This window comes from Pseudomonas sp. TMW22090 (genome assembly GCF_022496665.1).
GTDB classification, from domain to species: Bacteria; Pseudomonadota; Gammaproteobacteria; order Pseudomonadales; family Pseudomonadaceae; genus Aquipseudomonas; species Aquipseudomonas gregormendelii.
The window spans coordinates 248,572-273,368 of sequence record NZ_SCFH01000010.1 but is presented as its reverse complement, the minus strand read 5'-3'; the positions used below and the strand labels follow the sequence as shown (position 1 = coordinate 273,368).

Below are 24,797 nucleotides of genomic sequence, written 5' to 3'. Positions count from 1 at the left end.
TTTGCGCTTCGATGACCTGAAGCAGCTGACCGTCAAAACTGCGTAACTCATTGTTTACCAAGGAGTTTTCCGTTTCGACTGCGCCGGAAGTGGGGCGAATTATAGACATCTGAAATCTGCCGTCAAGCACTGATTACGCTTTTCTATCAGAGCATCGAATTTGCTGCATAGAGATAGACGTAACACCACCGAATGCGCAGTATATTGCCCAGATATGGAATTACTCTCGCTTCCTGCCTTGGACGATGCCGCGAAATGAACAACCAGCCCCGCACTCTCTCCTCGACCCTGTTCTCGGTCGGCCTGCTATTAATAGCCATGGCATCGATCCAGTCTGGCGCATCGCTGGCCAAAAGCATGTTCCCATTAATAGGCGCTCAAGGGACCACGACCCTGCGCCTGATCTTCGCCAGCGTAATCATGCTGCTGATACTGCGGCCCTGGCGCGCCAAGCTCACCGCCAAGTCCCTGCGCACTGTCATCGTCTACGGCATGGCGCTGGGCGGCATGAACTTCCTCTTCTATATGTCCCTGCAAACGGTTCCCCTGGGGATCGCGGTCGCCCTTGAGTTCACTGGCCCCCTGGCCGTCGCGATCTATGCCTCGCGCCGAGCCATCGACTTCCTGTGGATTGCTTTAGCCGCGGTTGGCCTGCTCCTGCTGATTCCTACCGGGGCCACCAGCACCGGGATCGATCTCGTAGGCGCCGGTTATGCACTCGGTGCCGGCGTGTGCTGGGCGCTGTACATTCTTTTCGGGCAGAAAGCCGGCGCAGACAACGGCGTCCAGACAGCCGCGTTAGGCGTAATGATCGCAGCGCTGTTCGTCGCACCCATCGGGATCGTGCATGCAGGCGCGGCCTTGCTTACCCCATCGCTGATTCCCGTGGCCATCGGCGTTGCCATCCTGTCCACTGCCCTGCCCTATACGCTGGAAATGGTCGCCCTCACGCGCATGCCTGCCCGCACCTTCGGTACGCTGATGAGTATCGAACCCGCTTTCGGCGCACTGTCTGGCTTACTGTTTCTGCAGGAATACCTTTCGTTGTCACAGTGGATGGCCATCATGTGCATTATCCTGGCATCCGTCGGCGCGACCCTGACCATGGGCAGCAATGCCAAGCCTGCGGTCGCGGTAGATTGATGAAGGATTTTACGAGGGTCTGGTATTTGACGGCCAATTAGGCCATGTTTAACGCCCTGCCCGGCCCGACGACCCGGCGCCAGGCAGGAATGTTCAAGATCTGGATATCAAAACGCTTCAAACGAAAGCGAATGCAGTCAGACCCGGGCATCAGACCCGGGGACGCTATAGGGATAGTAATGAAACGAATTTTGATACTGATCGCGGTACTCGCAATTGCGGGTTGTGCGGCAACCTCCAAAACCCAGGTCAAGCACGGCAAGAAAGGGCTGCACATCAACTGTTCCGGTCTGTCGTCCTCTTGGGACAAGTGCTACACCAAGGCGGTCGACTCGTGTGCACCCAAAGGTTACAAGGTCATTGCCAAGTCGGGGGACTCAGTAGAAGAGCCAGGCGATTACCCGTTCGGCCTCAATCCAGCCGGCTACACCAGCCGCAGCATGATCGTCATCTGCAAGTAAGCGCACGTCAGGTTCGCGACTCTGCTATTTGCTTGCGGATTTCGTCGTAGCTGGACTTCAGCACCGTGCGCTGGACGTCCGGTGTCGCCAACATCCGCGCCACTACCAGCGCGCCAACGCACTGCGACAGGATGGCCCAGGCGAGGCTTTCGCTGCCCAGTGTCTGCGCCCAGTTTTGTTGAAGCCGACAGATCCAGTCTTGCGCCAGCTGACGAACCGCATCGTCCGAACGGGCAATCTCGGCGCCCAGGGCGGGCAAGGCACAACCGTTCTGCGCACTCTCGACATGCGCCATGCTGAGGTATTGCCGCAGACAGCGATCCAGCTTCTGCAAGTCCTGATCCCCTTCCAGCCGGCACAGGCTTTGCCCCAGCTCGCGCTCCACAATCGCAGCGAACAGTTCATCCTTGGACGAGAAGTGGCTATAAAAAGCTCCTCCGCTCAAACCGATCGCCTTCATCAGGCCATCCACCCCCACGGTAGAGAACCCGGACTGCTTCGCCGATACGGCGCTGCTCTGCAAGAGCCTTTCTCTGGTTTCCAGCTTGTGGTTGGCCGAATAACGCATCGCCTTGCCCTCAGAAGTAATCACCTTGACGCTAGTCGGATCGTAGCATAACGTTCGTTTAGTTAACGATCGTTTACTAAAGGGTTTGCCATGAATAACAAGAAGGTCGTACTCGTTGTTGGCGCCGGTGATGCTACAGGTGGCGCAATTGCCAAACGCTTTGCGCAGGAAGGCTTCATCGCCTGTGTCACCCGACGCAGCGCCGATAAACTCCAGCCTCTGGTCGATGCCATCAAGGCTCTTGGTGCAGAGGCCCATGGTTTTTCCTGCGATGCGCGCAAGGAAGACGAGGTCGTGGCGCTGATCGAGCAGATTGAAAGCCAGATCGGCCCCATCGAAGCCTTCGTTTTCAATATCGGCGCCAACGTCCCGTGCAGCATCCTTGAAGAGACCGCGCGCAAATACTTCAAGATCTGGGAGATGGCCTGTTTCTCAGGTTTTCTCAACGGGCGCGAAGTGGCCAAGCGCATGGCCCAACGGCAGCGCGGAACGATTCTGTTCACCGGCGCGACCGCCGGGCTGCGCGGTGCAGCAGGCTTTGCAGCTTTTGCCGGGGCCAAACACGGGATCCGCGCCTTGGCCCAGAGCATGGCCAGGGAACTGGGGCCGATGAATATTCACGTGGCCCACGTGGTGGTCGACGGCGCAATCGATACCGATTTCATCCGCGATAACTTCCCCGAGAAATACGCCACCAAAGACCAGGACGGCATCCTCAACCCCGAGCACATTGCCGACAATTACTGGCACCTGCACAGTCAGCCCCGTGATGCCTGGACCTTCGAGCTCGATCTACGTCCCTGGAACGAACGCTGGTAAGCCCTTCCCTACAATTAAGCAGAGCACTTCGATCATGACTAAAACCGTGGAGTTCTTTTTCGACCTTGGCAGTCCGGCCACCTTCCTGGCCTCTACGCAACTGCCGCGGATATGCCAGCAGACCGACAGCCAGCTGATCTACGTTCCGATGCTGCTGGGGGGTGTATTCAAGGCGACGGGCAACGCTTCGCCAGTAACCATTGCCGCCAAGGGCCGGTACATGTTCCAGGACCTGGCTCGATATGCGAAACGCTACGGCGTGCCACTCAAATTCAACCCGCACTTTCCCATCAATACCCTGACGTTGATGCGCGCGGTGACCGGCATGCAGCTACGCCATCCCGAGCGGCTCGAGGTATTCATCGACTGCCTGTTCCGGGCGCTGTGGGTTGAGGGTCGCAACATGGATGATCCGCAAACGGTTGCTGCAGTGCTGACGGAACACGGATTTGATCCAGCTGAAACGCTGGCACTGACCGCAGACGAGCAAGTGAAGACTGCGCTCAAGGACAACACTGAGCGAGCGGTGCAACGAGGGGTGTTTGGTGCACCGAGCATGTTCGTGGGTGATCAGCTGTTCTTCGGCCAGGACCGACTGGACTTCGTGGTTGAAGCCCTGAGCTGAAAACAGGCGCCGCCATCGGCGCCTGTTCTTGAGATAATCAGATGGCAGCTGTGCGTGTGTTCAACCACTCAAGCGCAGCGCCATCGAGCAGCGGAGCGAGGCGCTCACGCACTTGGGCGTGATACGCGTTGAACCACTGTTTTTCGTCCTCTGTCAGCAGCGCTGGCACCAGGCAGCGGGTATCGATTGGGCACAGCGTAAGCGTTTCGAATTTGAGGAATTCACCAAACTCGCTGTTGCCCGCTTCGCGATTCAGTACCAGGTTTTCGATTCGAACACCCCAGCGGCCAGGACGGTAGGTACCCGGTTCGATGGAGGTAATCATGCCCGGCTGCATGGCGGTTTGCGGTGCGGCAGCGGCTTGGTAGGCAATCACCTGCGGACCTTCATGCACGTTCAGGAAATACCCTACGCCGTGACCCGTACCGTGACCATAATCGACGCTTTCGGCCCAGATCGGCGCGCGCGCAATGGCGTCCAGAAGCGGTGAAAGAATGCCTTTGGGAAACTGTGCCCGGGACAAAGCGATGACGCCCTTGAGCACTCGTGTGCAATCACGCTTCTGCTCCTCGGTCGGGGTACCGACCGGAACCATCCGCGTAATATCGGTGGTGCCGCCCAAGTACTGGCCACCGGAGTCGATCAACAACAGGCCATCGCCCTCTATCACCGCGTGCGCTTCTTCGGTGGCGTGGTAGTGCGGCATCGCGCCGTTGGCGTTGAAGGCGGCGATGGTGTTGAAACTCAGCGACACATAACCCGGACGACGCATGCGTGCTGCCGTCAGGTGTTCGTCGATGGTCAGTTCGGTGATGCGCTCACGACCCCATGCCGACTCCAGCCAGGCGAAGAACTCGCACAGCGCCGCACCGTCCTGCTCCATGGCCAGGCGGATATGCTCGGCGTCCGCCAGGCTTTTCTGCGATTTGGCCAGGGTGGTCGGGTTCAGGCCCTCGACCAGTTTCACGCCGCTATCCAAATTGTCCAGCAACCCGGCGGTGACCCGTGCCGGATCGATTTGCAGGCTCGCGCCGGCCGGTAACGCGCGCAAAGCGTCAGCCACTTCGCTGTAATCACGCAGCGTTACGCCGTCCTGTTCAAGGGTGGCGCGCAACTCGGCGCTGACCTTGCTCATGGCCACGAACAAGGTAGCCTGGTCCTGCCCGATCAAGGCGAAGGAAACAAACACCGGATTGAACGACACGTCGCCGCCACGCAGGTTGAACAACCAGGCAATGTCATCGAGAGTGGCGATGAAATGCCAGTCAGCTCCACGCGCCTTCATTACCTCGCGCAGCTTGCCGAGTTTTTCGGTGCGGCTGACGGTCGCCTGGGGTGGCAGGTGCTGATAGATCGGCTCGTTGGGCAAGGTCGGGCGATCGCTCCAGACTTCGCTTAACAAGTCGATGTCCGTGCGCAAGCGAGCACCGCGCTCCTCGAGCTTGCCACCCAGGGTGCGCGCCGAGGCCACTGCCATCACCGCACCGTCCACTGCCACCACACCACCTTCGGGGGTTTGCTCAGCAAGCCAGTCCAGTGGCCCAGGCTGGCCAGGTTGCAGCTTGACCAGTTCGATGCCACTGCCCTCAAGCTCCCTGGTCGCCTGCTCCCAATAACGGCTGTCGGCCCAGACTCCAGCGAAGTCCGGTGTGACGATCAGCGTGCCGACGGAACCATGAAAGCCCGATAGCCACTGACGCCCTTGCCAGTAACCCGGCAGGTATTCCGACAAATGCGGGTCTGCTGACGGCACCAGCAGCGCATGAATGCCCTCCCGGCTCATCAGCTCGCGGGTTTGCGCCAGGCGCTGGGGCACTGACCCATTGATCGAAGGCTGCGTACTCATCATGTCTCCTGCTAATCACGTATTCATTATTGTTGAAGCGCTGAGGTGCATGGGCGCTTTAAGACCTATTGCCAGAATGCCGGAGCACTGGTGCAGGCCGCTTTTATCAGGTCTGCCGCCTGGTCGATGTCCTGCGCGGTGGTGAACCGTCCAAGACTCAAGCGGATGGTGCGACTTGCCGAGTGGGTGTCATGCCCCAGGGCGAGCAACACGTGAGAGGGGGCGTTGCTCGCGGAATTGCAGGCCGACGTCGCGGAAAAAGCGATCGAATGGCTCAACGCCGCGGAATTGAACTCACCCTCGGCAAACGTCAGGCTCAGGGTGTGGGGAATGCGTTGCGACGGGCTACCGTTGAGACGAACGCCGGGAATGCTTGAAAGTTGTTCGAGCAGGCGTTCGCGCAGACCGGCAACGATGACTTTTTCATCCTCGAACAGCTGCGCCGCCAACTCGAATGCCACACCCATGGCCGCAATCTGATGGGTAGCCAACGTACCCGAGCGCAAGCCGCCCTCGTGCCCGCCACCGTGAATCTGTGCGTGCAGGCGTTGTTGCGCACGGGGACCCACGTACAACGCACCGATACCTTTAGGGCCGTAGATTTTGTGGGCGGAAAACGACATCAAGTCCACCGGCAATTGCGCCAGGTCGATGACGACCTTGCCGGCGCCCTGCGCCGCGTCGACGTGAAACAAGGCATCACGCGCACGCACGATGTCGCCAATGGCGGCGATATCGTTGACCGTACCCAGTTCGTTATTGACCAGCATCAGCGAGACCAGGAAGGTGTCTTCACGCATGGCTTCGCTGACCGCCTGCGCGGTAATCAGGCCATCGGCATCAGGCACCAGGTAAGTGACCGCGACCCCGGCATCCTGCAATTGCCTGGCCGTGTCGAGTATCGCCTTGTGCTCGATCTGACTGGTAATGACATGGCCGCCAGCGACGCCTCGCGCCTGGGCCACGCCCTTGAGCGCGAGGTTATTCGATTCGGTGGCGCCGGAAGTCCAGACGATCTGATCGGCCTCGGCACCCACCAGATTGGCGACCTGCCGGCGGGCATGTTCTACGGTTTGCCGAGCCTGTTGCCCGAACGCATGGGAGCTGGACGCGGGGTTACCGAAGTTGCCGGTGAAACCCAGGCACTCGACCATGACCTTGATGACCCGCTCATCCACCGGAGTGGTGGCGGCGTAGTCGAAATACAACGGGCGTTTATTCATATAAGACTCGCAGAGCAGGTTCCGGGATCAGGAATCTCGTTGCTGGAACGGCAAAGCGCAGCCTCGTGAGCTACGCCGACATCCCAGAACGTTAGAAATACCCGATCAGAGGCCGTTAAAGAAGAACAACTTCATTTAAAAGTGCGTAGGAACGCTCCTGAAGTCGAGCTTAACAGGCATCGGCCAACCGGTTGAAGCAATGCATCAGCCGATGCTCTCCAGCAGCAGCGGATAAAGCGATATCACCAGCAGCGCGGCCATGCCCCAGTTGAACACGCGCAACCAGCGGTGATCCTTCAACACATTGCGCAGCAGCGTACCGCAGGCCGCCCAGACGCCGACGCTGGGCAGATTGATCACGGCAAAGACGGCGGCAATCACGATCACATTGATGAAGTAGCCCTGCATCGGTGTGTAGGTACTGATGGCGCCAATGGCCATGATCCAGGCCTTGGGGTTCACCCACTGAAAGGCCGCCGCACCCAGGTAGCTGATCGGCTTGCCCTTGCCGTCCTCGCTGTCGGACACCGGTCCGGAGTGGGCGATCTTCCACGCCAGATACAACAGATAGGCGGCGCCTGCATAACGCAACACGGTGTAAAGCAATGGATAGGTTTGAAACACCGCGCCCAGGCCGAAACCCACCGCCACCACCAATACGAAGAAGCCGCAGGTAATGCCCAGCATATGCGGGATGGTGCGGTTAAAGCCGAAATTCACCCCAGATGCCAGCAACATGGTGTTGTTCGGACCAGGGGTAATCGAGGTGACCAGTGCAAACAGCGCAAAGCCCAGCAGCAGATCGAGAGAGAGCGTCATCGGTGGCAGTCCGTCAGGGTCGGTCAGGTATCGACCCTATCGCAAGGGTTGCCTGAAGCCCATGGACAGTTAGGTAAAACTTCGAGCGGTACAGTCGTTCAGCTTGGGCGGCCGTGCAGCTGGACAGCACGTTCGGCGTTCATTTCGCCCTGTTTGTCGAAGCTGAAGGCTTTCTGCGGCTGGCCAAGCAATGCAGCTTTTTTCGCGTGGTACTCGTCAAACGACAGGCTGCGACGATTCAGATCTTCCAGGGCCAATTGGCGGCTTTCTTGCGGAGTGTATGGGCGTAACTCCGGGGAAAGGTGGCCCGCACATCCAGCGAGTACGGAGGCAGCGAGCAACAGCAAAACGGCGATGGGAGATTTCATGGCGTGGCGTCCTGGCATCTGGGTTCGGGGCAATGAACACAGGCTACTCGCGCCCCTCGCCGGGCAGAAATCAACGCTCTCGATAGTGGGTATCAAGCTTTCAGCCTCACTACCGCAAACACCTTGGAGGCAGACCGCCAATATTCTATATAGATCTATAAATATCTTTTAATGTTCTTTTGAGGAATAACAACTAGCCGTTATAACAACCCCATCGCGTCGGCATCACTGTTGCTCCTGCAACTGTTGGCCCGGCAACAGCGAATCAACAAACAGCACCCGGAAGCGACAGTGGTAAGCGCCAGGCGGGGCGCAGCCCCCATGAAACAAGGCTTTCAGGGGTTGGTATAGCTCTTGCTCAACCCAGTGACTACTCACTGCTCCCCGAGCAACTGTTTAAAAGGAACTGATCATGTCGCGCCCATTGAAAGTCGTTGCCGTCTCCGGTGGTACCTGGCGTCCATCCCGTACCCTGGCACTGACTCAAGCGCTGTTGGCCGAGTTGTCCGAACACTTGGTGATCGAAAGCAAAGTGATCGAACTGGGCGACATTGCCGGGCCCTTGGGTTCGGCGCTGTCCCGCCAGGAACTGGGACCGCAGGTCGAAGCCGAGTTGCAGGCGATCGAGAACGCCGATCTGTTGATCGTTGCCGCACCGGTGTTTCGCGGCTCCTATCCAGGCCTGCTCAAGCACCTGTTCGACCTGATTGACCTCAATGCGCTGATCGATACGCCGGTGCTGCTGGCTGCCACCGGCGGCAGCGAACGGCACGCCCTGGTACTCGATCATCAACTGCGCCCGCTGTTCAGTTTCTTCCAGGCCCTGACGTTGCCGATTGGCGTCTACGCCACCGAAGCCGATTTCTCCAACTACCAAATAACCAGTGAGCCCTTGAAGGCCCGCATTCGTCTTGCTGCAGAACGCGCCGCACCGCTGTTCGGCGCGCACCCCAAAAATCTGCTGAAAATCGCTTAAGGATCTCTTCATGGATGTTTTCTGGTTCCTGCCCACCCACGGCGACGGCCACTACCTGGGCACCACCCAGGGCGCTCGCCCGGTGACCCTCAACTATCTGAAGCAAGTCGCCCAGGCCGCTGACAGCCTTGGCTACCACGGCGTGCTGATTCCCACCGGGCGCTCCTGCGAAGATTCGTGGGTGATTGCCTCGGCACTGGTGCCGCTGACCGAGCGTCTGCGTTACCTGGTCGCCATCCGGCCGGGCATCATCTCGCCGACCGTATCGGCACGCATGGCTGCCACCCTGGATCGCCTGTCCGGCGGACGCTTGCTGATCAACGTGGTCACCGGTGGCGACCCGGATGAAAACCGCGGTGACGGCAGTTTCCTTGATCACAGCGAACGCTACGAGGTGACCGACGAGTTCCTGAAAATCTGGCGCCGTGTGCTGCAAGGCGAATCGGTTGATTTCGAAGGCAAACACCTGCGGGTCCAGAATGCCAAGGCGCTGTATCCACCGGTGCAGAAACCCTATCCACCGCTGTACTTCGGTGGTTCTTCGCAGGCTGCCCACGATCTCGCGGCCGAACAGGTCGACGTCTACCTGACCTGGGGCGAACCGCCCGCCGCCGTGGCGCAAAAACTCGCCGATGTGCGTGAGCGCGCTGCGCGCCAAGGGCGCACGGTCAAATTTGGAATTCGCTTGCATGTCATCGTGCGCGAGACGGCTGAGGAGGCCTGGAAAGCCGCCGACAAACTGATCGAGCACATCAGCGATGAAACCATCCAGGCGGCACAGAAATCCTTCTCGCGCTTTGATTCGGAAGGCCAGCGACGCATGGCCGCGTTGCATGACGGGCGTCGCGACAACCTGGAGATTTCACCCAACTTGTGGGCCGGTGTCGGCCTGGTACGTGGCGGTGCCGGTACTGCACTGGTGGGGGATCCGCAGCAGGTTGCCGCGCGGATTAAAGAGTACGCAGACCTGGGCATCGAGAGCTTCATTTTCTCCGGCTACCCGCACCTCGAAGAAGCCTACCGCTTTGCCGAACTGGTGTTCCCGCTGCTGCCCGAGCCCTACGCCAGCCTGGCCGGGCGCGGCGTGACCAACCTTACCGGACCGTTTGGCGAAATGATTGCCAACGATGTGCTACCCGGCAAAGCCACGGCTTAAAGGGTGCTCCCAGTGGGAGTGAGTCTGCTCGCTACCACTGGGGGATGTGCATCGAATTTCCTGAGGAACCCCCGTGACTGCCAAGCCACAAAGCGCCTTGATATCCCCGCTGCAGACCGCCCGGCAACTGGCCGCGCAGTTTGCACTCACCGCTGTCGAGCGCGATGAACGCGGCGGTACGCCCAAAGCCGAACGTGATGCGTTGCGTGAAAGCGGCCTGCTCGCCTTGAGCATCCCCACCGAATACGGGGGCCTGGGCGCTCGCTGGAGTGAAACCCTGGCCATCGTGCGCGAGTTCGCCAAGGTCGACAGCTCGATCGCCCATGTCTTCGGCTTCCATCACCTGATGCTCGCCACCGTGCGCCTGTTTGCCCGGCCCGAACAATGGCAACCCTGGTTTGAGCAGACCGCGCGCAAGAACTGGTTTTGGGGTAATGCCTTGAACCCCCTGGACACCCGCACCGTAGTACGCAAGCTGGATGGCTGGCGCGAGTTCTCCGGCAAGAAAAGCTTCTGCTCCGGTGCCAGCGATTCGCAAATGCTGATTGCCTCGGCGGTGGATGAAACGGCCGGTGGCAAGCTGTTGATCGCGGCGATCCCCAGCAGTCGCAGTGGCATTACCCTGCACAACGACTGGAACAATATGGGCCAGCGCCAGACCGACAGCGGCAGTGCCACCTTCGAACGTGTGCGGGTGGAGGAATCGGAACTGCTACTCGACCCAGGCCCGTTGAGCACGCCATTCGCCTGCCTGCGCCCACTGATCGCCCAACTGACCTTTACCCACATGTTTCTCGGTATCGCCGAAGGCGCCTTCGATGAGGCTAGGGCATATACCCTTACCGAAACCCGCCCCTGGCATAAATCCAACAGCCGGGAGGTCAGCCAGGACCCTTATGTACTGGGTCATTACGGCGAATTCTGGGTGGCGCTCGAAGGCGTTCGATTGCTCGTGGAGCGTGCCGCCGACCTGCTCGACAAGGCCTGGGCAAAGGGCCCGAAACTCAGTGCCGAAGAACGCGGGCACTTGGCGATTGCCATCGCTACCGCGAAGGTCGCCGCTACCCGCACCGGCCTGGACCTGTGCACCCGCCTCTTCGAGGTGACCGGTGCGCGCTCAACCCACGCCTCGCTCAGGCTGGACCGTCACTGGCGCAACCTGCGCACGCAAACCCTGCACGATCCGGTGGATTACAAACTCCATGAGCTGGGTGACTGGGCGCTGAACCAGTGCCTGCCGATTCCGACTTTCTATTCCTAGCCTGCCATTCATGGAGCGAACCCCATGCAACTGCTGACCTTACCGCCCTCGCCCGCGTTGGCCACCTCAATCCGAGCCACCGCCCAAGTGTTCGAAGACCCGAAATCCCAAGCTTTGCTTGCGCACTTGCAGCAGGTGGCGCCGAGTGAGGCCAGCGTGCTGATCATCGGCGAAACCGGCACCGGCAAGGAGCTGGTAGCCCGACACATTCATAACCTGAGCGCGCGGCGTAATCGCCCTTTCGTCGCCGTGAATTGCGGCGCCTTCTCCGAATCCCTGGTCGAGGCGGAGCTGTTCGGGCATGAGAAAGGTGCGTTTACCGGTGCACTCAGTGCCAAGGCCGGCTGGTTCGAAGAGGCGAATGGCGGCACCTTGTTCCTCGATGAAATCGGCGACCTGCCGATGGCGATCCAGGTCAAGTTACTGCGCGTGTTGCAGGAGCGCGAAGTGGTGCGCCTGGGCTCGCGCAAGAGCATTCCGATCGATGTACGGGTGCTCGCCGCCACCAACGTGCAGTTGGAGAAAGCCATCAACGCGGGGCACTTTCGCGAGGACCTGTATTACCGCCTCGACGTGGTCAGCCTGGAACTGAGCCCGCTGCGCGATCGACCCGGCGACATCCTGCCGCTGACCCGGCACTTCGTCGATGCCTACAGCCAGCGCCTGGGCTACGGCACTATCACGATCAGCAAAGAGGCTGAACTGAAACTGCGCAGCTACAGTTGGCCAGGCAATATTCGTGAACTGGAAAACGTCATCCACCACACCTTGCTGATCTGCCGCAATGGCGTCATCGAACGCGATGACCTGCGCCTGTCGAACATGCGCATCGAACGTCAGGACGACCAGGGCGGCAGCTTCGACGACTCCCCGGAAGCCCTGCTCGAGCGGGCATTTGAAAAACTCTTCGAGGAACAGGCCGGAGCGCTGCATGAAAAGGTCGAGGATGCATTGCTGCGCGCAGCCTATCGCTTCAGCCATTACAACCAGGTGCACACCGCCGCACTGCTGGGGCTGAGCCGCAATGTGACGCGCACCCGGCTGATCAAGATCGGTGAACTGGCGGTGAACAAACGCCGGCCTGCGGAAAACCTCCAGGGTGAGCGCTTGATGCAGCTGTCTATCTAGCCCACCAGATGGCAGTGCAGCGCGTTGTCATGACTACGTTCCAGGCTGTGCAACACCTGGAACGAGCCGAAGGTCACGGTCTTCGCCTGATGGGCACGAATCAATTGCCAGAAATCCTGCTCACCACTTTCAAACTGCTGGAACGCCGCTTCCCCAGCTTCGCGCGTCTGCCATTGAAGATAGTTGAGCACCCGCCGGCCATCTTCGCTGGCCTGGATACTGGCACTGAGGAAACCCGCGTAGTCCTGAGCCAGGCGTTCGGTTTGCATCGATAGCGCCGACACCAGTGCCGGTTGCTGATGAGGTTCGATCTCGAACTCGATTAGTTGGGTAAAACTGCGATTTTTCTCTGGCGCCTGCATGAAAAAGTCCCCGTCTGTGTATGCCGGACATTGCGATCCGAAGGCTTGCAGGGTAAAACCTCCAGTTAAGTCAAGGTCAAGAGGGATTTTTCAAATGATGACCCCGCCCCCCCTGCAGCGGGAACTCACGGTCGGCCAGGTTGCCGCCCGCAGCGGCGTGGCAGTCACCGCGCTGCACTTTTATGAAACCAAGGGCCTGATCAAGAGCAATCGCAACCAGGGCAACCAGCGCCGCTACCCGCGGGAAGTGTTGCGCCGGGTGGCGTTGATCAAGGTGGCACAACGCCTGGGCATTCCGTTGGCAGAGATTGGTAAGGCGCTGCAATCGCTGCCCGATAACCGCGCACCGACCGCCGCCGACTGGAGGGTGTTGTCGGCGCAGTGGAGCCGGGATCTGGATGAGCGGATCAACCAGCTGACGTTGCTGCGCGACCGGTTGAATGGATGTATTGGTTGCGGATGCCTGTCGATGGAGGCCTGCCCGTTGCGCAATTTTGGTGATGTTTTGGGGGACCGTGGACCTGGGGCACATTTGCTGGAGGAGGACTGAGTGCTGCGAAGGGTAAAGCAGGTCAAAAGATCGCAGCCTTCGGCAGCTCCTACTATATTTGTGGGACATTCTCATTGCATAAAAACTGGGAGAACCGCCATGAGCGTCAAACCCATTCCAGAGGGCTATCACAGCATTACGCCATATCTGGGTATTCAAAAAGCTGCCGAAGCCATCGAGTTCTACAAAAAAGCCTTCGGTGCCGTCGAAGTGATGCGCCTGGCGATGCCCGATGGTGGAATCGGTCACGCCGAATTGCGCATAGGCGATTGCCCGATCATGTTGGGCACCCCCTGTGATCAGGGGCCATTGAGCAATCCCGATGAGTCCCCTTGCGTGGGATTGCATCTGTACGTCAATGATGTGGATGCCTCGTATAAACAAGCGATTGCTGCTGGTGGCATTGTCGTGTCCGAGGTCAAGGATCAGTTCTATGGTGATCGGTCCGGCACGCTCAAAGACCCCTATGGACACCTGTGGTTTCTGGCCACGCGCAAGGAAGATCTGACCCAGGAGCAAATCGAGCAGCGCGCGCAGGAAATGTTCCAGCAGGGCTGACTTCCCGGTCCGCCTCCACCGTTACCTCGACGCTGGAGGCGGATTAACGACGCTAGAAACATTTTCTTGCATATGCGGGTTCGGGATTTTTGATTCTCATTCGTCTTATATAGATGCAGTCTGCTCGCGTAGGCAAAAGCCACGAGCGACTTTTCATCGACCCAACGCTGGGGAGCCTGCAGCCAAGGTCCTCTCATCGCTATAAGACTTACATCATGTCGAAGAAATCCCGTTCCAAAATCTGGTTTCTGGTGCACAGCTGGCTGGCGCTGCCGATCTGGTTTTTTGTACTGATCGTCTGCGTGACCGGCACACTTGCCGTGGTCAGCCAGGAGATCGTCTGGCTGGCCAATCCGCAAATGCGCGCCAGCCAGCCTTCCGATGATGCCCCGATGCTCAACTACGACCAGATCGTCGCCGCGATCAAAACGGCCGAGCCGAACACCCTGGTCGAAAGCATCAGCCGTCCCGACGAGTCGCACTTTGCCCTCGACGTCGAGGTCAGCTACCCGGACGGGCGTTCGGTGACGGTCTACGTCAATCCTTATACCGGGGTCATACAGGGCACGGCGCCGCAATTCAATTTCAAGGCCTTCACCCGCGCACTGCATGGCTGGTGGCTGGTGCCGTTTACCAACGGTTACAGCTGGGGCTGGTACCTGGTGTCGTTCCTGAGCCTGCCGATGCTGGCGTCCCTGATCACCGGGCTGGTGGTGTACAAGAAATTCTGGAAAGGCTTCCTCAAGCCGACCCTGCGCATTCGTCACGGTGCACGAATCTTCTGGGGCGACTTTCACCGGCTCAGCGGCATCTGGTCGATCTGGTTTATCGCGGTAATTTCCGTGACCAGCACCTGGTTCCTGATCGAGGCATTCATGTTCGATAACCAGGTGACGATTTCCACTGCCCCGGTGGCCCTGGTAGTGCCTCGAGAGAGCGTGCCGGTGAGTACCGATGGTTCGCCTGCGCCGATGATCAGCCTGCAGAATGCGATTACCCAGGCCAAGGAGCGTATTCCAGGGTTGGAGGACAGCTTTGTCAGCATGCCCGCCAATGCCTACAGCTACCTGACGGTAGGCGGACGCAGCTGGTACCCGCTGATGTTCCAGACCGCCGATATCAACCCCTACACCGGTGAAATCGCCTCCACTCGCCTGCTCTCGGATCGCTCCGGGCTGGAGCTGGTAACCGAATCCATGCGTCCCCTGCACACCGGCGACTTTGGCGGCCTGTGGATCAAGCTGATCTGGTTCTTCTTCGGCTTGCTGCTGAGCATGATGGTCCTCAGTGGCCTGCTGATCTGGACCAAACGCACCGCCCTGGCCACGGCCAACGCCCTGAAGCGGGAAAACAAACGTGCCCGAGTGCCAACTGCCCCTCGCCACGAAACCACGGAGGTGAGCCAATGAGCCTGCTCGTTGCGGATAAACCCTCTTCGAAACTGAGCCGTTTCTGGCACAAGTGGCGCTTCCACATCAATGTCCTGCTGTTGCTGGTACCGCTGGGTTTCATGCCCAAGTACTTCGCCGATGCCGCGCTGTTCCGGGGTGATACCGGTTTGGGTGAACGCGAAGCCGGAGAAGTGCAGGTCGGCCCCTGGAGCCTGCGCCTGGCTGAACTGCGCAACGAAGCGCCGCGACTGGATGGGCCCGCCGGCTACATGAAGAGCTTCAACGCCGCGCTATGCGACAGCTGCCGCGACCAGGTCAAGGCCACCTACCTGCGCATCGGCAAGCCCCGCAGCCTGCGCGCCGCCGGGGTGATTTTCTTTGGCACGCCTTACCGCATGGGCGCCATGTTGCCGATCCCGGAAAAGACCAAGGCCGATGCCGAACTGTGGATCACCATGGAGGGCTGGGACGGCGCCATGCACCAGGCTTCCATGCCCCTGAGCCAGGCATCCCCCGCCACCATCGAGTGGCTGACCAAACAAGGAGGCAAACCATGACTTTGCGTCATCTGCGCAACCTGGTGCTGGCGCTCTGCGCCGGATTCAGCACCAGCGCCCTGGCCCATAACCCGATGTGCGAATGCAAGGCCGTCGACGCCGAACAGATCGAATGTACCGGGGGCTTTTCCGATGGCAGCGGTGCCCCGGGTGTGACCCTGGATGTGATCGGCTACGACGAAACCATTCTGGTGCCCGGCAAGCTCGGCGCCGATTCGAAGATGACTTTCAAGAAACCCGCCGCCGAGTTCTATGTGCTGTTCGATGCGGGCCCGGGCCATGTGGTGGAAATAGACCAGGCGGACATCCAGACCCCATGAGCACCCCCACAAACCAGATAGTCCGCCCGGCCGGAGCCGGCCACGAAACGCTGTACGTATTGCTCTTGTGCCTCATGATCCTGGCCGTGGCCGCATCGGTCGTGGCCTGGCGCCATGAGTCCCAGGAGGTCAGCACCGTAGCCAGTCATCAACTGGATGCGCGCCGCGACCTGAGCGCTTCCGAACAGGGCATCTACGCCGACCTGCGGGTCACGCTCGACGAGATCCACTTGTTGCGCCAGGAGCAGCAGGCATTGCCAACGCCGGTGCTGCTGGCTGACGAAGGCTTCGCGCCATTTGCCCAGGACGCCAGCTCGGTCAGTCGTGGCAGCCATGCCTGGGAGTTGCTGCAGGACCAGGCTTATTTCGGCCAGAGCCAGTCTCCCGACGTGGCCGGCTCTTTCCTGATGCGCCTCACCGCGGGTGACGATGAGCCGGACATCTGGCTGCATCGCGGCAAAGCCCTCAAGGCGCCAGCCGATCTTGCCGACTCCGCGCTCGAAAGCGCCGGCTGGCAGCAGATCGTCGCGCAATTCGATGCCGGCGTCACTCGCCAGCATCGGCACTGACCCCTCGCCTTTACCCGAGAGAAACCGCTTTCCCATGCCTATTTCATCTCAACGTTTCATGCGCGCCCTGCTGGCTGGCCTGCTTGCCTGCCTGCTGGTCCCCCTGGCCAGTGCTGAAGAGGCCAAGCGCCTGCGCATCGGTATCACCCTGCATCCGTACTACAGCTACGTGGCAAATATCGTCGGCGACAAGGCCGAAGTGGTGCCTTTGATTCCCGCCGGTTTCAACCCGCATGCCTACGAGCCACGCGCCGAAGACATCAAGCGCATTAGCGGACTGGACGTGGTTGTGCTCAACGGGGTTGGGCATGACGATTTCGCCGACCGCATGATCGCCGCCAGCGAAACGCCCAACGTGGCGGTGATCGAAGCCAACGAAAACGTGCCGCTGCTGGCCGCTACCGGCGTGGCTGCCCGTGGGGCCGGCAAGGTCGTCAACCCGCATACCTTCCTGTCGATCAGCGCCTCGATTGCCCAGGTCAACAACATTGCCCGGGAGCTGGGGAAACTTGATCCGGCGAACGCCAAGACCTACACCCAGAACGCCCGAGCCTACGGCAAACGGCTGCGGCAGATGCGCGCCGACGCCCTGGCGAAACTCACCGAAGCGCCCAATGCAGAGCTGCGCGTAGCCACCGTGCATGCCGCCTACGACTACCTGCTGCGCGAGTTCGGCCTGGAAGTGACGGCCGTGGTCGAGCCTGCCCACGGTATCGAGCCCAGCCCAAGCCAGTTGAAAAAGACCATCGACCAGTTGCGAGAGCTGGACGTGAAAGTGATTTTCTCCGAGATGGACTTCCCATCGAGCTATGTCGACACCATCCAGCGTGAATCCGGGGTGAAACTGTACCCGCTGTCGCACATTTCCTATGGCGAATACACGGCTGAAAAGTATGAGAAGGAAATGACCGGCAACCTCAACACCGTGGTCCGGGCTATTCAGGAGTCGGGCGCATGACTGTCCAGGAGACCCTGATTGTCCAAAGCACCGGCCCGACCCTGGATTTTGCCGACGTCGGCCTGACCCTCGGCCGCACCACGATCCTTGACCAGGTGACCTTCCAGGTACAGCCCGGCAGCATTCATGCACTGGTCGGACCCAACGGGGGCGGCAAGAGCTCGCTGATCAAGACCCTGCTCGGGCAAATGCCCCACCAGGGCCGCCTGAGCCTGCAATGGCCAGGCACCCCGGGGACGATCGGCTACGTGCCGCAAGCGCTGGAGTTTGATCGCGGACTGCCGATGACCGTCGACGACTTCATGGCCGCGATGTGCCAGCGTCGACCGGCATTTCTGGGGGTGAGCAAGCATTACGCGGCAGCCATCGGTGATGCCCTGGAACGGGTCGGCATGCAGGACAAACGCAAACGACGCATGGGCGCTTTGTCCGGTGGCGAACGTCAGCGAGTATTGCTGGCCCAGGGGCTGATCCCGCCGCCGCAGTTGCTGGTGCTCGATGAACCCATGTCGGCTCTCGATGAAGCCGGCATCCAGGTTTTCGAGCGACTTCTCGGGCACTGGCGCCAAAGCGGCATCACGGTGCTGTGGATCGAGCATGACCTGGAAGCGGTAGGCCGTCTGGCGGACCGGGTCACCGGGCTCAACCGCCGGGTGCTGTTCGATGCAACGCCCAAGCAGGCACTGACACCGGAACGCCTGCTGACGCTGTTTTCCACCCATCCACGGAGCGCTGCCTGATGAGTTATGAAGCCTTTCGCCTGATGATTCAGGGCTGGGCGTCTTCGGGTTACCTGCCTGAAGCGCTGGCGTACGGGTTCGTGGTCAATGCGTTGTTGGCAGGCCTGCTGATCGGACCGGTGCTGGGTGGCCTGGGCACCCTGGTGGTGGTCAAGCGCTTTGCGTTTTTTTCCGAAGCAGTCGGCCACGCGGCACTGACCGGCGTGGCCGTCGGCATTCTGCTGGGGGAACCTTACACCGGGCCTTATGGCAGCCTGTTCGGCTACTGCCTGCTGTTCGGCATCCTGCTCAACTACTTGCGCAACCGCACCGGGCTGTCACCGGATACGCTGATCGGCGTGTTCCTCTCCGTTTCGTTAGCCCTGGGTGCCAGCCTGCTATTGATTCTCGCCGGCAAGATCAACGTGCACATCCTTGAAAACGTGCTGTTCGGTTCGGTCCTGACGGTCAACGGGAATGACCTGCTGGTGTTGGCCATCGTGGGTTCACTGGTCATGGCACTGGCCTTGCCGCTGTACAACCGCATCATGCTCGCCAGCTTCAATCCGCAGCTGGCGGCGGTGCGCGGGGTGGCGGTGAAGACCCTCGATTACCTGTTCGTGATTCTGGTAACCCTGATCACCGTCGCCGCCGTGAAAGTGATCGGCGCCATTCTGGTCGGGGCCCTGCTGGTCATTCCGGCGGCGGCTGCACGGTTGCTCAGCCAGTCGCTCAAGGGCTTTTTCTGGTGCTCGGTGCTGATCGCCACGATCAGTACCCTGTGCGGCATTCTCGCGCCGATCGTTTTTGATCTGCCTATTCCATCCGGTGCCGCGATCATCCTGGTGGCCGGCATCGCCTTCGCCCTGGCGGCCGTTGCCCGTGGCGTCGTTCCTGGCCTGAAAGGGAATATCGGATAATGTCTTTTAAGTTGCGTCAACTAACCCTGGCGGTCGCCTTGTGCACCTTGGCCCACACGGCCTTCGCGGCCAACAGCACAAAACCGCTACGCGTGCTGGCCTCACTGCCGATCACCTATGGCTTGGGCGAGGTCCTGCTCAAGGGCACCAACGTCCAGCTCGAACGCGCCGCGCCGGCGAACCTGCCCGGCAGCCGGCAGACCGCCTACTTCACCGGCCGAGGTGCACCGGCCCTGGCCAAACTGGCGACCGATGCCGATGCCGTGATCGGCCTGCGTTCGTTGTGGGCCGACGACCCGCTCTATCCCATGTCCCGACGCAGCAACATCCGGGTCGTCGAAGTCGATGCTGCCCGCCCGGTGGACGGCGCCTTGCCCGGGATCGCCGTACAGCCGGACAACAAGGTCGACGGCCTCAACAGCCAGCCATGGTTGTCCAGCAACAACATGGGACGCATGGCGGATGTGATGGCGGCAGATCTGGTGCGCCTGGCACCCGCAGCCAAGCCGGTCATCGAGGCCAACCTGGCGACGCTCAAACAGCGCCTGCTGAAGTTCAGTGCCGACAGCGAAGCGCGCCTGGCCCGCGCCGACAACCTCAGCGTAATGAGCCTCAGCGATCATTTCGGTTACCTGATTGGTGGTCTCAACCTGGAACTGATCGGCCTCGACGCCCGCCCGGATGCCGAATGGACCCCGGAGGCACTCAAGCAACTGGCGGCCACGCTCAAGGACAATGATGTGGCCGTGGTGTTACACCACCGCCAGCCGTCGGATGCGCTCAAAGCGGTGATTACCGAGGCAGGAAGCCGCCTGGTGGTACTGAATATCGATGGGGTGGATCCGGTGGCTGAGCTGGAAGGGAATGTGGATTCGGTGATCAAGGGGTTGAGTGACCCAGCCGCACCCTCCCCCCTGTAGGTGCTGTCGAGTGCAACAAGGCTGCGATCTTTTCTGCAGCCCAGGCACCAAAAAGCCCGCTGACTGCACCAGTCCAGCGGGCTTTTTGTGACAGGCAGGCTCAGAGCACCGCAGCCGCCTGCTCTTCCATCTTCTTGCGCAGGCTCAGTGGGCGCATATCCGTCCAGGTTTCCTCGATGTAGGCCAGGCACTCCTTCTTCAGGCCGCTCTTGCCCACGGTGCGCCAGCCTTGCGGCACGGCCTTGTAGTCAGGCCAGATCGAATACTGCTCTTCGTGGTTGACCACGACTTGAAATAGGATGTCCTCGCGGTCGAATACTGACGTCATTGGTGTTTCTCCATCGATGTAGGGTGGGCTGCACGCAAGTGCATCCGGTCTGTAGAAGGTACGTTCGGGACGCGGGAAAATTTAGAGACTGGCGGTGGCAGCGGCCATGGCCCTGCCAAAGATTTCGGCTACCTGATCGATTTCGCTGGAGGTAATCACCAGCGGTGGCAGGAAGCGCACCACGCCGCCATGTCGCCCGCCCAGCTCGAGGATCAAACCTCGCTTGAGGCACTCACGCTGCACCAGCGGAGCCAGGCGGGCAAAGATCGGCGGGTGACCTTGGGCATCCGGCACACCGGATGGATCAACCAGTTCTACGCCGAGCATCAGACCTCGACCGCGTATGTCACCCAGCTGCGGAAAATCCCGCTGCAGGATGCGCAGGTGTTCGCCCAGGCGCTCGCCCATGGCGATGGCATGCTCGCAGACCCTGTGCTCGGTCAGATATCGCATCACGGCGGAACCGGCGGCCATCGCCATCTGGTTACCGCGGAAGGTCCCGGCATGGGCGCCCGGAAGCCAGGTGTCGAGCCAGTCCCGATAGACCACCACCGCCAACGGCAGGCTGCCGCCGATGGCCTTGGACATCACCACCACGTCCGGAATGATCCCGGCGTGTTCAAAGGCAAACATCTTGCCGGTGCGTCCAAACCCGCTCTGGATTTCGTCGACTATCAGCGCCACCCCGGCTTTTTCGGTAATACGGCGCAAGCCACGCAACCAGTCGAGGTCAGCCGGAATAACCCCGCCTTCGCCCTGCACCGCTTCGACTATCACCGCCGCAGGCAACTCCACGCCCGCTTCCGGGTCACTCAGCAGATTTTCCAGGTAGCTCAGGTTGACCTTGACCCCTTGTGCACCGCCGAGCCCGAACGGGCAACGGTAGTCGTAGGGATAGGGCATGAATTGCACTCCGCTGCCGAGTAAGGCCGCCATGGGTTTTTTCGGCGCCAGGCTGCCCATCAGGCTGAGCGCGCCCTGACTCATGCCGTGGTAGCCGCCTTGAAATGACAACACGGTGCTGCGACCGGTGGCGGTGCGCACCAGCTTCAACGCCGCCTCCACGGCGTCGGTGCCGGTGGGTCCGCAGAACTGGATTTTCGCTTCGCCAGCCAACCCCTGTGGCAGCAGGGCGAACAGGTCCTGGACGAATTGATCTTTGACCGGAGTCGTCAGGTCAAGGGTGTGCAACGGCAATTCATCGGCCAGCACCTGCCGGATCGCCTCAATCACTACTGCGTGGTTGTGCCCCAACGCCAGCGTGCCTGCGCCGGCGAGGCAGTCGATGAAACGGCGGCCTTCGACGTCTTCGACATAGATACCCTTGGCCCGCTTGAGCGCCAGGGGGATGCGCCGTGGATAGCTGCGGGCGTTAGACTCCTGCCGGGTCTGTCGCGCCAGCAACGGCGACTCGTTGAACTGATAAAGCGTTTCGGCCGGCGCCGGAGTGACCCGCGCCGACTGATCTTGCACAAGGCTGGTAGCGACTGACATCTCTCGACCCCTCAAAAAGGTTTTCCTGTTGTGGAAACGCTTCAGGCGGCTGAGGATTTAGACCCTTGGTCAGCTTTTGCAGCAGGCAACAACAGCCCTTTACACATGGGAATGGCCTGCAGACCGGCAACCTTGAAGGTCGGGGCGCAGGGCTGGTATCCCAGATGCCGGTAGAACCCCTCGCCAGTGAGCGTGCTGTTGAGTTGCACGTGGTACAGGCCGTGACTGATCAACCAGCTTTCCAGGTCAGCCACCAGCGCCTGGCCCGCGCCGCGCCGAAACCATTCCGGTTGCACGTAGCAAAACGCCAGCTTGCCACTGATCGCAGCCATGGCGGCCCCCACTGGCTTGTCCTGTAGCAAGGCGATGTTGAGGTAAAACCGCGGGTCAGTCAGCCAGGCCATGACATGCCTGACGGTTTTGCTGTGGGTCCAGGTGGCAACGGTGTGTGGATCGTTGCGGTGATCAATGGCGCAGCCAACGCGGATCGAACGTTCGACTATCCGGCAGATGATGCCGGCGTCGGCGGGGGTTGCCTTGCAGACATGCAGGGATGTTTCCATGGCGCCAGTACCTCAATCCATTGAGTCAAAGCCGGCGAGGACGATAGCGCTACGGGGGCGGGATGCCTATCGGATAGACGTTACTTTTGATGTGTAACCACGCCCTCTCAGACCGGCTGCAATGGCATCGTCAGTTCAACCCGCAAGCCATCCGGCTTGCTGTCGAACTTCAGCGTGCAACCGCAGCGCTGGACAATTGCCTGGACAATCGCCAACCCCAGGCCACAGCCGGTGCTTTGGCCATTGCGCCAGAAGCGCTGGGTAAGATGTTGCAAATCATCCTCGGCGATACCAGGGCCATGATCGCGAACCACGAACTGCACGCGGTTTTCGACTGTTTCCACGCTCAAGTCCACCGGACCATCACCAGGGGTGTGACGCAGTGCGTTGTCCAGTAAGTTACGCAGTGCGGCAATCGACAGTACCGCCGGCATTTGCACCGGCGCTGCGGAAAGCCTTGCCGGCGCCTTGAAGCGGATGCGCTGGCGATCGCCACTGCCGGCGTCCTGGATCGCCAGCCTGGCCACCTGCTCGGCATTGCATTGCACACCGTCATCGAACGACAGACTGCCTTCGACACGCGCCAGCAACAGCAATTGTTCGAGGGTGCGGTGCAGACGGTCAGCCCCCTCTTCCGCCCGGGCGAGGGACTGGTCCCGAGCGGCGCCCTCGGTCATGCGCGCGACCTGCAGGTGGGTCTTGATCGCCGTCAGCGGGCTACGCAATTCGTGGGCCGCGTCGCCAGTCAGGCGCCGCTCGCGCTCGATGGTCTTGCCGATCCGTTGCAGCAACTGATTCTGGGTGTCGAGCAACGGCTGCAATTCGCTGGGCAGCGGCTGGATCTGCAACGGTTCCAGGGAGTCGGCGCTACGCCGCATCAGGGCATCACGCATGCGATTGAGCGGCGCCAGGCCCTGGCCGATCCCCAGCCAAAGGAGGCACAGGCAACCGAGCAACGCCACGCCGACCGGCACCGATGCCGCCAGCAGGATCGACATGTTCAACGCTTCGCGCTCGATCTGCCGGTCGGCGGTGGTGATGCGCAGGTCTCCCCGAACCAGGGTGAAACTGCGCCAGGGCGCGCCATCGATCATCTGGTCATGAAAACCCAGTTGCTCGGCTTCCAGGGTCTGTTGCGGATCGGTGTGACTGCGGGCCAGGATCTCGCCCCGCAGTGAACTGACCTGGCACGCCATGCCCCCCGGGATGTTCAGTTGCTCGGCACTGAAATGGGTGCCCTCGCCCTTGCTCGGAAGCGCCGGCAGTTGCTCCATCAACCCGGCGACCATGCGCGCCGACGCCACCAGGCGCTGGTCGAGGGAAAACATCATCTGGTTGCGCAGGTCGCTGAGCATCCAGGCAGCCGCCAGCGCCCAGATCAGCGCGAACGCGGCGCCCAGGGTCAGGCTCAGGCGCAAGCGCAGGCTCATCACTTCGAACGATCTCCACTGTCTGCCGGGCCCAGGCGGTAACCCAGGCCGCGTACGGTCTCGACGATGCCGTTACCGAGTTTGCGCCGCAGGTGATGGATGTGCACGTTCAGGGCGTTGCTTTCCAGCTCGTCGTTGAACCCATAGACACTGTCTTTGAGCTGTTCCGTGGACAGGACCCGGCCCCGGTTGTGCAACAGCGCCTGCAACAGCGATTGCTCACGCCGTGACAAGTCGACCGGCTGCCCGCCCAGGGTGGTTTCGCGGCTACTCGGATCGTAGGTCAGCGCGCCATGCTCGATCAGGTTGACGCTGCGCCCCGCCACCCGCCGCAACAAGGTGTGCAGGCGCGCGGCCAGTTCACGCAGGTCGAACGGCTTGAGCAGGTAATCGTCGGCGCCCGCTTGCAGCCCATCGACCCGGTCCGTGACCGAATCCCGGGCGGTGAGGATCAGCACCGGAATCTCCAGGCCACTGTGACGCAACTGCTGCAACAGCTTCAGGCCGTCCTCATCGGGCAGGCCAAGGTCGAGCACCATGACGTCGAACTCGGCAACCTTGAGCATCGCCCGGGCAGCCGATGCGGTAGCCACGTGCTCCACGGTCAGGCCCTGGGCGGTGAGGCCGGCGACTATGCCGCTGGCGATCAGCTCATCGTCTTCGCAAACCAGTACGTGCATAGTGAGTACCTGAAAAGAAACCAATTAGGCCTGTAGCCGATTAAGCCGACATTATGCCGCAAGCGCCGTTGCGACAAGGCCGTGG

The 24,797-nt window shown here is 60.7% G+C and carries 29 protein-coding genes; 18 read left to right on the top strand and 11 right to left on the bottom strand.

The window, feature by feature from the left end; all coding sequences use genetic code 11:
• Positions 1-255 precede the first annotated feature (255 nt).
• Both rhtA and EQV97_RS25295 read left to right on the top strand, forming a co-directional pair.
• Positions 256-1,143, top strand: coding sequence for a threonine/homoserine exporter RhtA (gene rhtA, locus EQV97_RS25300; RefSeq protein WP_122841303.1), 888 nt, complete (start codon positions 256-258; stop codon positions 1,141-1,143).
• Positions 1,144-1,322: 179 nt separating this feature from the next.
• Positions 1,323-1,604, top strand: a complete 282-nt coding sequence (locus tag EQV97_RS25295) for a hypothetical protein (RefSeq protein WP_045058153.1) — start codon at positions 1,323-1,325, stop codon at positions 1,602-1,604.
• Between the two features lie 7 nt (positions 1,605-1,611).
• Here EQV97_RS25295 and EQV97_RS25290 read toward each other — a convergent pair whose 3' ends face one another.
• A complete protein-coding gene (locus tag EQV97_RS25290; protein WP_225570752.1) occupies positions 1,612-2,172 on the bottom strand; it encodes a TetR/AcrR family transcriptional regulator in 561 nt (186 codons plus the stop codon).
• A 90-nt stretch (positions 2,173-2,262) separates the two neighbouring features.
• On the opposite strand from EQV97_RS25290, the gene EQV97_RS25285 reads away from it, so the two are divergent.
• Together EQV97_RS25285 and EQV97_RS25280 are read left to right on the top strand one after the other, a co-directional pair.
• Complete coding sequence (locus EQV97_RS25285) at positions 2,263-2,991, top strand: SDR family oxidoreductase (protein WP_225570747.1); 729 nt, start codon at positions 2,263-2,265, stop codon at positions 2,989-2,991.
• Positions 2,992-3,025: 34 nt separating this feature from the next.
• Positions 3,026-3,616, top strand: coding sequence for a 2-hydroxychromene-2-carboxylate isomerase (locus EQV97_RS25280; protein WP_240890273.1), 591 nt, complete (start codon positions 3,026-3,028; stop codon positions 3,614-3,616).
• A gap of 37 nt (positions 3,617-3,653) precedes the next feature.
• On the opposite strand, the gene EQV97_RS25275 is transcribed toward EQV97_RS25280, so the two are convergent.
• From EQV97_RS25275 to EQV97_RS25260, 4 genes are all read right to left on the bottom strand, one after another.
• Complete coding sequence (locus EQV97_RS25275; RefSeq protein WP_240890272.1) at positions 3,654-5,462, bottom strand: aminopeptidase P family protein; 1,809 nt, start codon at positions 5,460-5,462, stop codon at positions 3,654-3,656.
• A gap of 65 nt (positions 5,463-5,527) precedes the next feature.
• Positions 5,528-6,685 carry an aminotransferase class V-fold PLP-dependent enzyme gene (locus EQV97_RS25270; RefSeq protein ID WP_240890271.1) on the bottom strand — a complete coding sequence of 386 codons (1,158 nt, stop codon included), beginning with the start codon at positions 6,683-6,685 and terminating at the stop codon, positions 5,528-5,530.
• 204 nt (positions 6,686-6,889) lie between these two features.
• Positions 6,890-7,504, bottom strand: coding sequence for a LysE family translocator (locus EQV97_RS25265; protein WP_122841309.1), 615 nt, complete (start codon positions 7,502-7,504; stop codon positions 6,890-6,892).
• Positions 7,505-7,602: 98 nt separating this feature from the next.
• Positions 7,603-7,872 carry a hypothetical protein gene (locus tag EQV97_RS25260; protein ID WP_240890270.1) on the bottom strand — a complete coding sequence of 90 codons (270 nt, stop codon included), beginning with the start codon at positions 7,870-7,872 and terminating at the stop codon, positions 7,603-7,605.
• Positions 7,873-8,284: 412 nt separating this feature from the next.
• On the opposite strand from EQV97_RS25260, the gene msuE reads away from it, so the two are divergent.
• The 4 genes from msuE to EQV97_RS25240 all read left to right on the top strand — a co-directional run bounded on the left by msuE (position 8,285) and on the right by EQV97_RS25240 (position 12,393).
• Positions 8,285-8,848 carry an FMN reductase gene (gene msuE, locus EQV97_RS25255; protein WP_240890269.1) on the top strand — a complete coding sequence of 188 codons (564 nt, stop codon included), beginning with the start codon at positions 8,285-8,287 and terminating at the stop codon, positions 8,846-8,848.
• Positions 8,849-8,858: 10 nt separating this feature from the next.
• Positions 8,859-10,004 (top strand): FMNH2-dependent alkanesulfonate monooxygenase, encoded by a 1,146-nt coding sequence (gene ssuD, locus EQV97_RS25250; protein WP_122841312.1) that lies wholly within the window; start codon positions 8,859-8,861, stop codon positions 10,002-10,004.
• A 73-nt stretch (positions 10,005-10,077) separates the two neighbouring features.
• Positions 10,078-11,265: an acyl-CoA dehydrogenase family protein gene (locus tag EQV97_RS25245; RefSeq protein ID WP_240890268.1), complete on the top strand. Its 1,188-nt coding sequence runs from the start codon at positions 10,078-10,080 to the stop codon at positions 11,263-11,265.
• 24 nt (positions 11,266-11,289) lie between these two features.
• The gene (locus EQV97_RS25240; RefSeq protein ID WP_205892167.1) at positions 11,290-12,393 is read left to right on the top strand and encodes a sigma-54 dependent transcriptional regulator; all 1,104 of its coding nucleotides are present in this window, start codon (positions 11,290-11,292) and stop codon (positions 12,391-12,393) included.
• Here EQV97_RS25240 and EQV97_RS25235 read toward each other — a convergent pair.
• Positions 12,390-12,755, bottom strand: a complete 366-nt coding sequence (locus EQV97_RS25235; protein WP_122841315.1) for an antibiotic biosynthesis monooxygenase — start codon at positions 12,753-12,755, stop codon at positions 12,390-12,392. The genes EQV97_RS25240 and EQV97_RS25235 overlap by 4 nt on opposite strands.
• A 94-nt stretch (positions 12,756-12,849) precedes the next feature.
• On the opposite strand from EQV97_RS25235, the gene soxR reads away from it, so the two are divergent.
• From soxR to EQV97_RS25185, 10 genes are all read left to right on the top strand, one after another.
• On the top strand, positions 12,850-13,305 hold the full coding sequence (gene soxR, locus EQV97_RS25230; protein WP_122841316.1) for a redox-sensitive transcriptional activator SoxR: 456 nt from the start codon (positions 12,850-12,852) through the stop codon (positions 13,303-13,305).
• Positions 13,306-13,404: 99 nt separating this feature from the next.
• Positions 13,405-13,863, top strand: coding sequence for a VOC family protein (locus EQV97_RS25225; protein WP_225570742.1), 459 nt, complete (start codon positions 13,405-13,407; stop codon positions 13,861-13,863).
• A 215-nt stretch (positions 13,864-14,078) separates the two neighbouring features.
• Entirely contained in the window at positions 14,079-15,272 is a 1,194-nt protein-coding gene (locus EQV97_RS25220; protein WP_240890267.1) for a PepSY domain-containing protein, read from the top strand.
• Positions 15,269-15,811 (top strand): thiamine pyrophosphate-binding protein, encoded by a 543-nt coding sequence (locus tag EQV97_RS25215; protein ID WP_122841319.1) that lies wholly within the window; start codon positions 15,269-15,271, stop codon positions 15,809-15,811. The genes EQV97_RS25220 and EQV97_RS25215 overlap by 4 nt, the downstream gene beginning before the upstream one ends.
• Positions 15,808-16,131, top strand: coding sequence for a hypothetical protein (locus EQV97_RS25210; protein ID WP_122841320.1), 324 nt, complete (start codon positions 15,808-15,810; stop codon positions 16,129-16,131). The genes EQV97_RS25215 and EQV97_RS25210 overlap by 4 nt, the downstream gene beginning before the upstream one ends.
• On the top strand, positions 16,128-16,700 hold the full coding sequence (locus EQV97_RS25205; RefSeq protein ID WP_122841321.1) for a DUF6162 family protein: 573 nt from the start codon (positions 16,128-16,130) through the stop codon (positions 16,698-16,700). The genes EQV97_RS25210 and EQV97_RS25205 overlap by 4 nt, the downstream gene beginning before the upstream one ends.
• Positions 16,701-16,734: 34 nt before the next feature.
• Positions 16,735-17,658: a metal ABC transporter substrate-binding protein gene (locus tag EQV97_RS25200; RefSeq protein ID WP_225570739.1), complete on the top strand. Its 924-nt coding sequence runs from the start codon at positions 16,735-16,737 to the stop codon at positions 17,656-17,658.
• The gene (locus tag EQV97_RS25195; RefSeq protein WP_225570738.1) at positions 17,655-18,398 is read left to right on the top strand and encodes a metal ABC transporter ATP-binding protein; all 744 of its coding nucleotides are present in this window, start codon (positions 17,655-17,657) and stop codon (positions 18,396-18,398) included. The genes EQV97_RS25200 and EQV97_RS25195 overlap by 4 nt, the downstream gene beginning before the upstream one ends.
• The gene (locus EQV97_RS25190; RefSeq protein WP_045058132.1) at positions 18,398-19,297 is read left to right on the top strand and encodes a metal ABC transporter permease; all 900 of its coding nucleotides are present in this window, start codon (positions 18,398-18,400) and stop codon (positions 19,295-19,297) included. The genes EQV97_RS25195 and EQV97_RS25190 overlap by 1 nt, the downstream gene beginning before the upstream one ends.
• Complete coding sequence (locus tag EQV97_RS25185; RefSeq protein ID WP_240890266.1) at positions 19,297-20,217, top strand: zinc ABC transporter substrate-binding protein; 921 nt, start codon at positions 19,297-19,299, stop codon at positions 20,215-20,217. The genes EQV97_RS25190 and EQV97_RS25185 overlap by 1 nt, the downstream gene beginning before the upstream one ends.
• 100 nt (positions 20,218-20,317) lie before the next feature.
• Here the strand turns inward: EQV97_RS25185 and EQV97_RS25180 are convergent, their stop codons facing one another.
• The 5 genes from EQV97_RS25180 to EQV97_RS25160 all read right to left on the bottom strand — a co-directional run bounded on the left by EQV97_RS25180 (position 20,318) and on the right by EQV97_RS25160 (position 24,712).
• A complete protein-coding gene (locus tag EQV97_RS25180; RefSeq protein ID WP_122841325.1) occupies positions 20,318-20,545 on the bottom strand; it encodes an MbtH family protein in 228 nt (75 codons plus the stop codon).
• An 81-nt stretch (positions 20,546-20,626) separates the two neighbouring features.
• Entirely contained in the window at positions 20,627-22,039 is a 1,413-nt protein-coding gene (locus tag EQV97_RS25175; protein ID WP_240890265.1) for an aspartate aminotransferase family protein, read from the bottom strand.
• 41 nt (positions 22,040-22,080) lie between these two features.
• Positions 22,081-22,602, bottom strand: a complete 522-nt coding sequence (locus tag EQV97_RS25170; protein ID WP_122841327.1) for a GNAT family N-acetyltransferase — start codon at positions 22,600-22,602, stop codon at positions 22,081-22,083.
• 107 nt (positions 22,603-22,709) lie between these two features.
• Entirely contained in the window at positions 22,710-24,035 is a 1,326-nt protein-coding gene (locus tag EQV97_RS25165) for an ATP-binding protein (protein ID WP_045058127.1), read from the bottom strand.
• Positions 24,032-24,712, bottom strand: coding sequence for a response regulator (locus tag EQV97_RS25160; protein WP_122841328.1), 681 nt, complete (start codon positions 24,710-24,712; stop codon positions 24,032-24,034). The genes EQV97_RS25165 and EQV97_RS25160 overlap by 4 nt, the downstream gene beginning before the upstream one ends.
• Positions 24,713-24,797 lie beyond the last annotated feature (85 nt).

Bases quoted from the DNA above. Each gene is read 5' to 3' on its own strand.
- rhtA (WP_122841303.1), top strand. From the start codon at position 256: ATGAACAACCAGCCCCGCACTCTCTCCTCGACCCTGTTCTCGGTCGGC.
- EQV97_RS25295 (WP_045058153.1), top strand. From the start codon at position 1,323: ATGAAACGAATTTTGATACTGATCGCGGTACTCGCAATTGCGGGTTGT.
- EQV97_RS25290 (WP_225570752.1), bottom strand. From the start codon at position 2,172: ATGCGTTATTCGGCCAACCACAAGCTGGAAACCAGAGAAAGGCTCTTG.
- EQV97_RS25285 (WP_225570747.1), top strand. From the start codon at position 2,263: ATGAATAACAAGAAGGTCGTACTCGTTGTTGGCGCCGGTGATGCTACA.
- EQV97_RS25280 (WP_240890273.1), top strand. From the start codon at position 3,026: ATGACTAAAACCGTGGAGTTCTTTTTCGACCTTGGCAGTCCGGCCACC.
- EQV97_RS25275 (WP_240890272.1), bottom strand. From the start codon at position 5,462: ATGAGTACGCAGCCTTCGATCAATGGGTCAGTGCCCCAGCGCCTGGCG.
- EQV97_RS25270 (WP_240890271.1), bottom strand. From the start codon at position 6,685: ATGAATAAACGCCCGTTGTATTTCGACTACGCCGCCACCACTCCGGTG.
- EQV97_RS25265 (WP_122841309.1), bottom strand. From the start codon at position 7,504: ATGACGCTCTCTCTCGATCTGCTGCTGGGCTTTGCGCTGTTTGCACTG.
- EQV97_RS25260 (WP_240890270.1), bottom strand. From the start codon at position 7,872: ATGAAATCTCCCATCGCCGTTTTGCTGTTGCTCGCTGCCTCCGTACTC.
- msuE (WP_240890269.1), top strand. From the start codon at position 8,285: ATGTCGCGCCCATTGAAAGTCGTTGCCGTCTCCGGTGGTACCTGGCGT.
- ssuD (WP_122841312.1), top strand. From the start codon at position 8,859: ATGGATGTTTTCTGGTTCCTGCCCACCCACGGCGACGGCCACTACCTG.
- EQV97_RS25240 (WP_205892167.1), top strand. From the start codon at position 11,290: ATGCAACTGCTGACCTTACCGCCCTCGCCCGCGTTGGCCACCTCAATC.
- EQV97_RS25235 (WP_122841315.1), bottom strand. From the start codon at position 12,755: ATGCAGGCGCCAGAGAAAAATCGCAGTTTTACCCAACTAATCGAGTTC.
- soxR (WP_122841316.1), top strand. From the start codon at position 12,850: ATGATGACCCCGCCCCCCCTGCAGCGGGAACTCACGGTCGGCCAGGTT.
- EQV97_RS25225 (WP_225570742.1), top strand. From the start codon at position 13,405: ATGAGCGTCAAACCCATTCCAGAGGGCTATCACAGCATTACGCCATAT.
- EQV97_RS25220 (WP_240890267.1), top strand. From the start codon at position 14,079: ATGTCGAAGAAATCCCGTTCCAAAATCTGGTTTCTGGTGCACAGCTGG.
- EQV97_RS25215 (WP_122841319.1), top strand. From the start codon at position 15,269: ATGAGCCTGCTCGTTGCGGATAAACCCTCTTCGAAACTGAGCCGTTTC.
- EQV97_RS25210 (WP_122841320.1), top strand. From the start codon at position 15,808: ATGACTTTGCGTCATCTGCGCAACCTGGTGCTGGCGCTCTGCGCCGGA.
- EQV97_RS25205 (WP_122841321.1), top strand. From the start codon at position 16,128: ATGAGCACCCCCACAAACCAGATAGTCCGCCCGGCCGGAGCCGGCCAC.
- EQV97_RS25200 (WP_225570739.1), top strand. From the start codon at position 16,735: ATGCCTATTTCATCTCAACGTTTCATGCGCGCCCTGCTGGCTGGCCTG.
- EQV97_RS25195 (WP_225570738.1), top strand. From the start codon at position 17,655: ATGACTGTCCAGGAGACCCTGATTGTCCAAAGCACCGGCCCGACCCTG.
- EQV97_RS25190 (WP_045058132.1), top strand. From the start codon at position 18,398: ATGAGTTATGAAGCCTTTCGCCTGATGATTCAGGGCTGGGCGTCTTCG.
- EQV97_RS25185 (WP_240890266.1), top strand. From the start codon at position 19,297: ATGTCTTTTAAGTTGCGTCAACTAACCCTGGCGGTCGCCTTGTGCACC.
- EQV97_RS25180 (WP_122841325.1), bottom strand. From the start codon at position 20,545: ATGACGTCAGTATTCGACCGCGAGGACATCCTATTTCAAGTCGTGGTC.
- EQV97_RS25175 (WP_240890265.1), bottom strand. From the start codon at position 22,039: ATGTCAGTCGCTACCAGCCTTGTGCAAGATCAGTCGGCGCGGGTCACT.
- EQV97_RS25170 (WP_122841327.1), bottom strand. From the start codon at position 22,602: ATGGAAACATCCCTGCATGTCTGCAAGGCAACCCCCGCCGACGCCGGC.
- EQV97_RS25160 (WP_122841328.1), bottom strand. From the start codon at position 24,712: ATGCACGTACTGGTTTGCGAAGACGATGAGCTGATCGCCAGCGGCATA.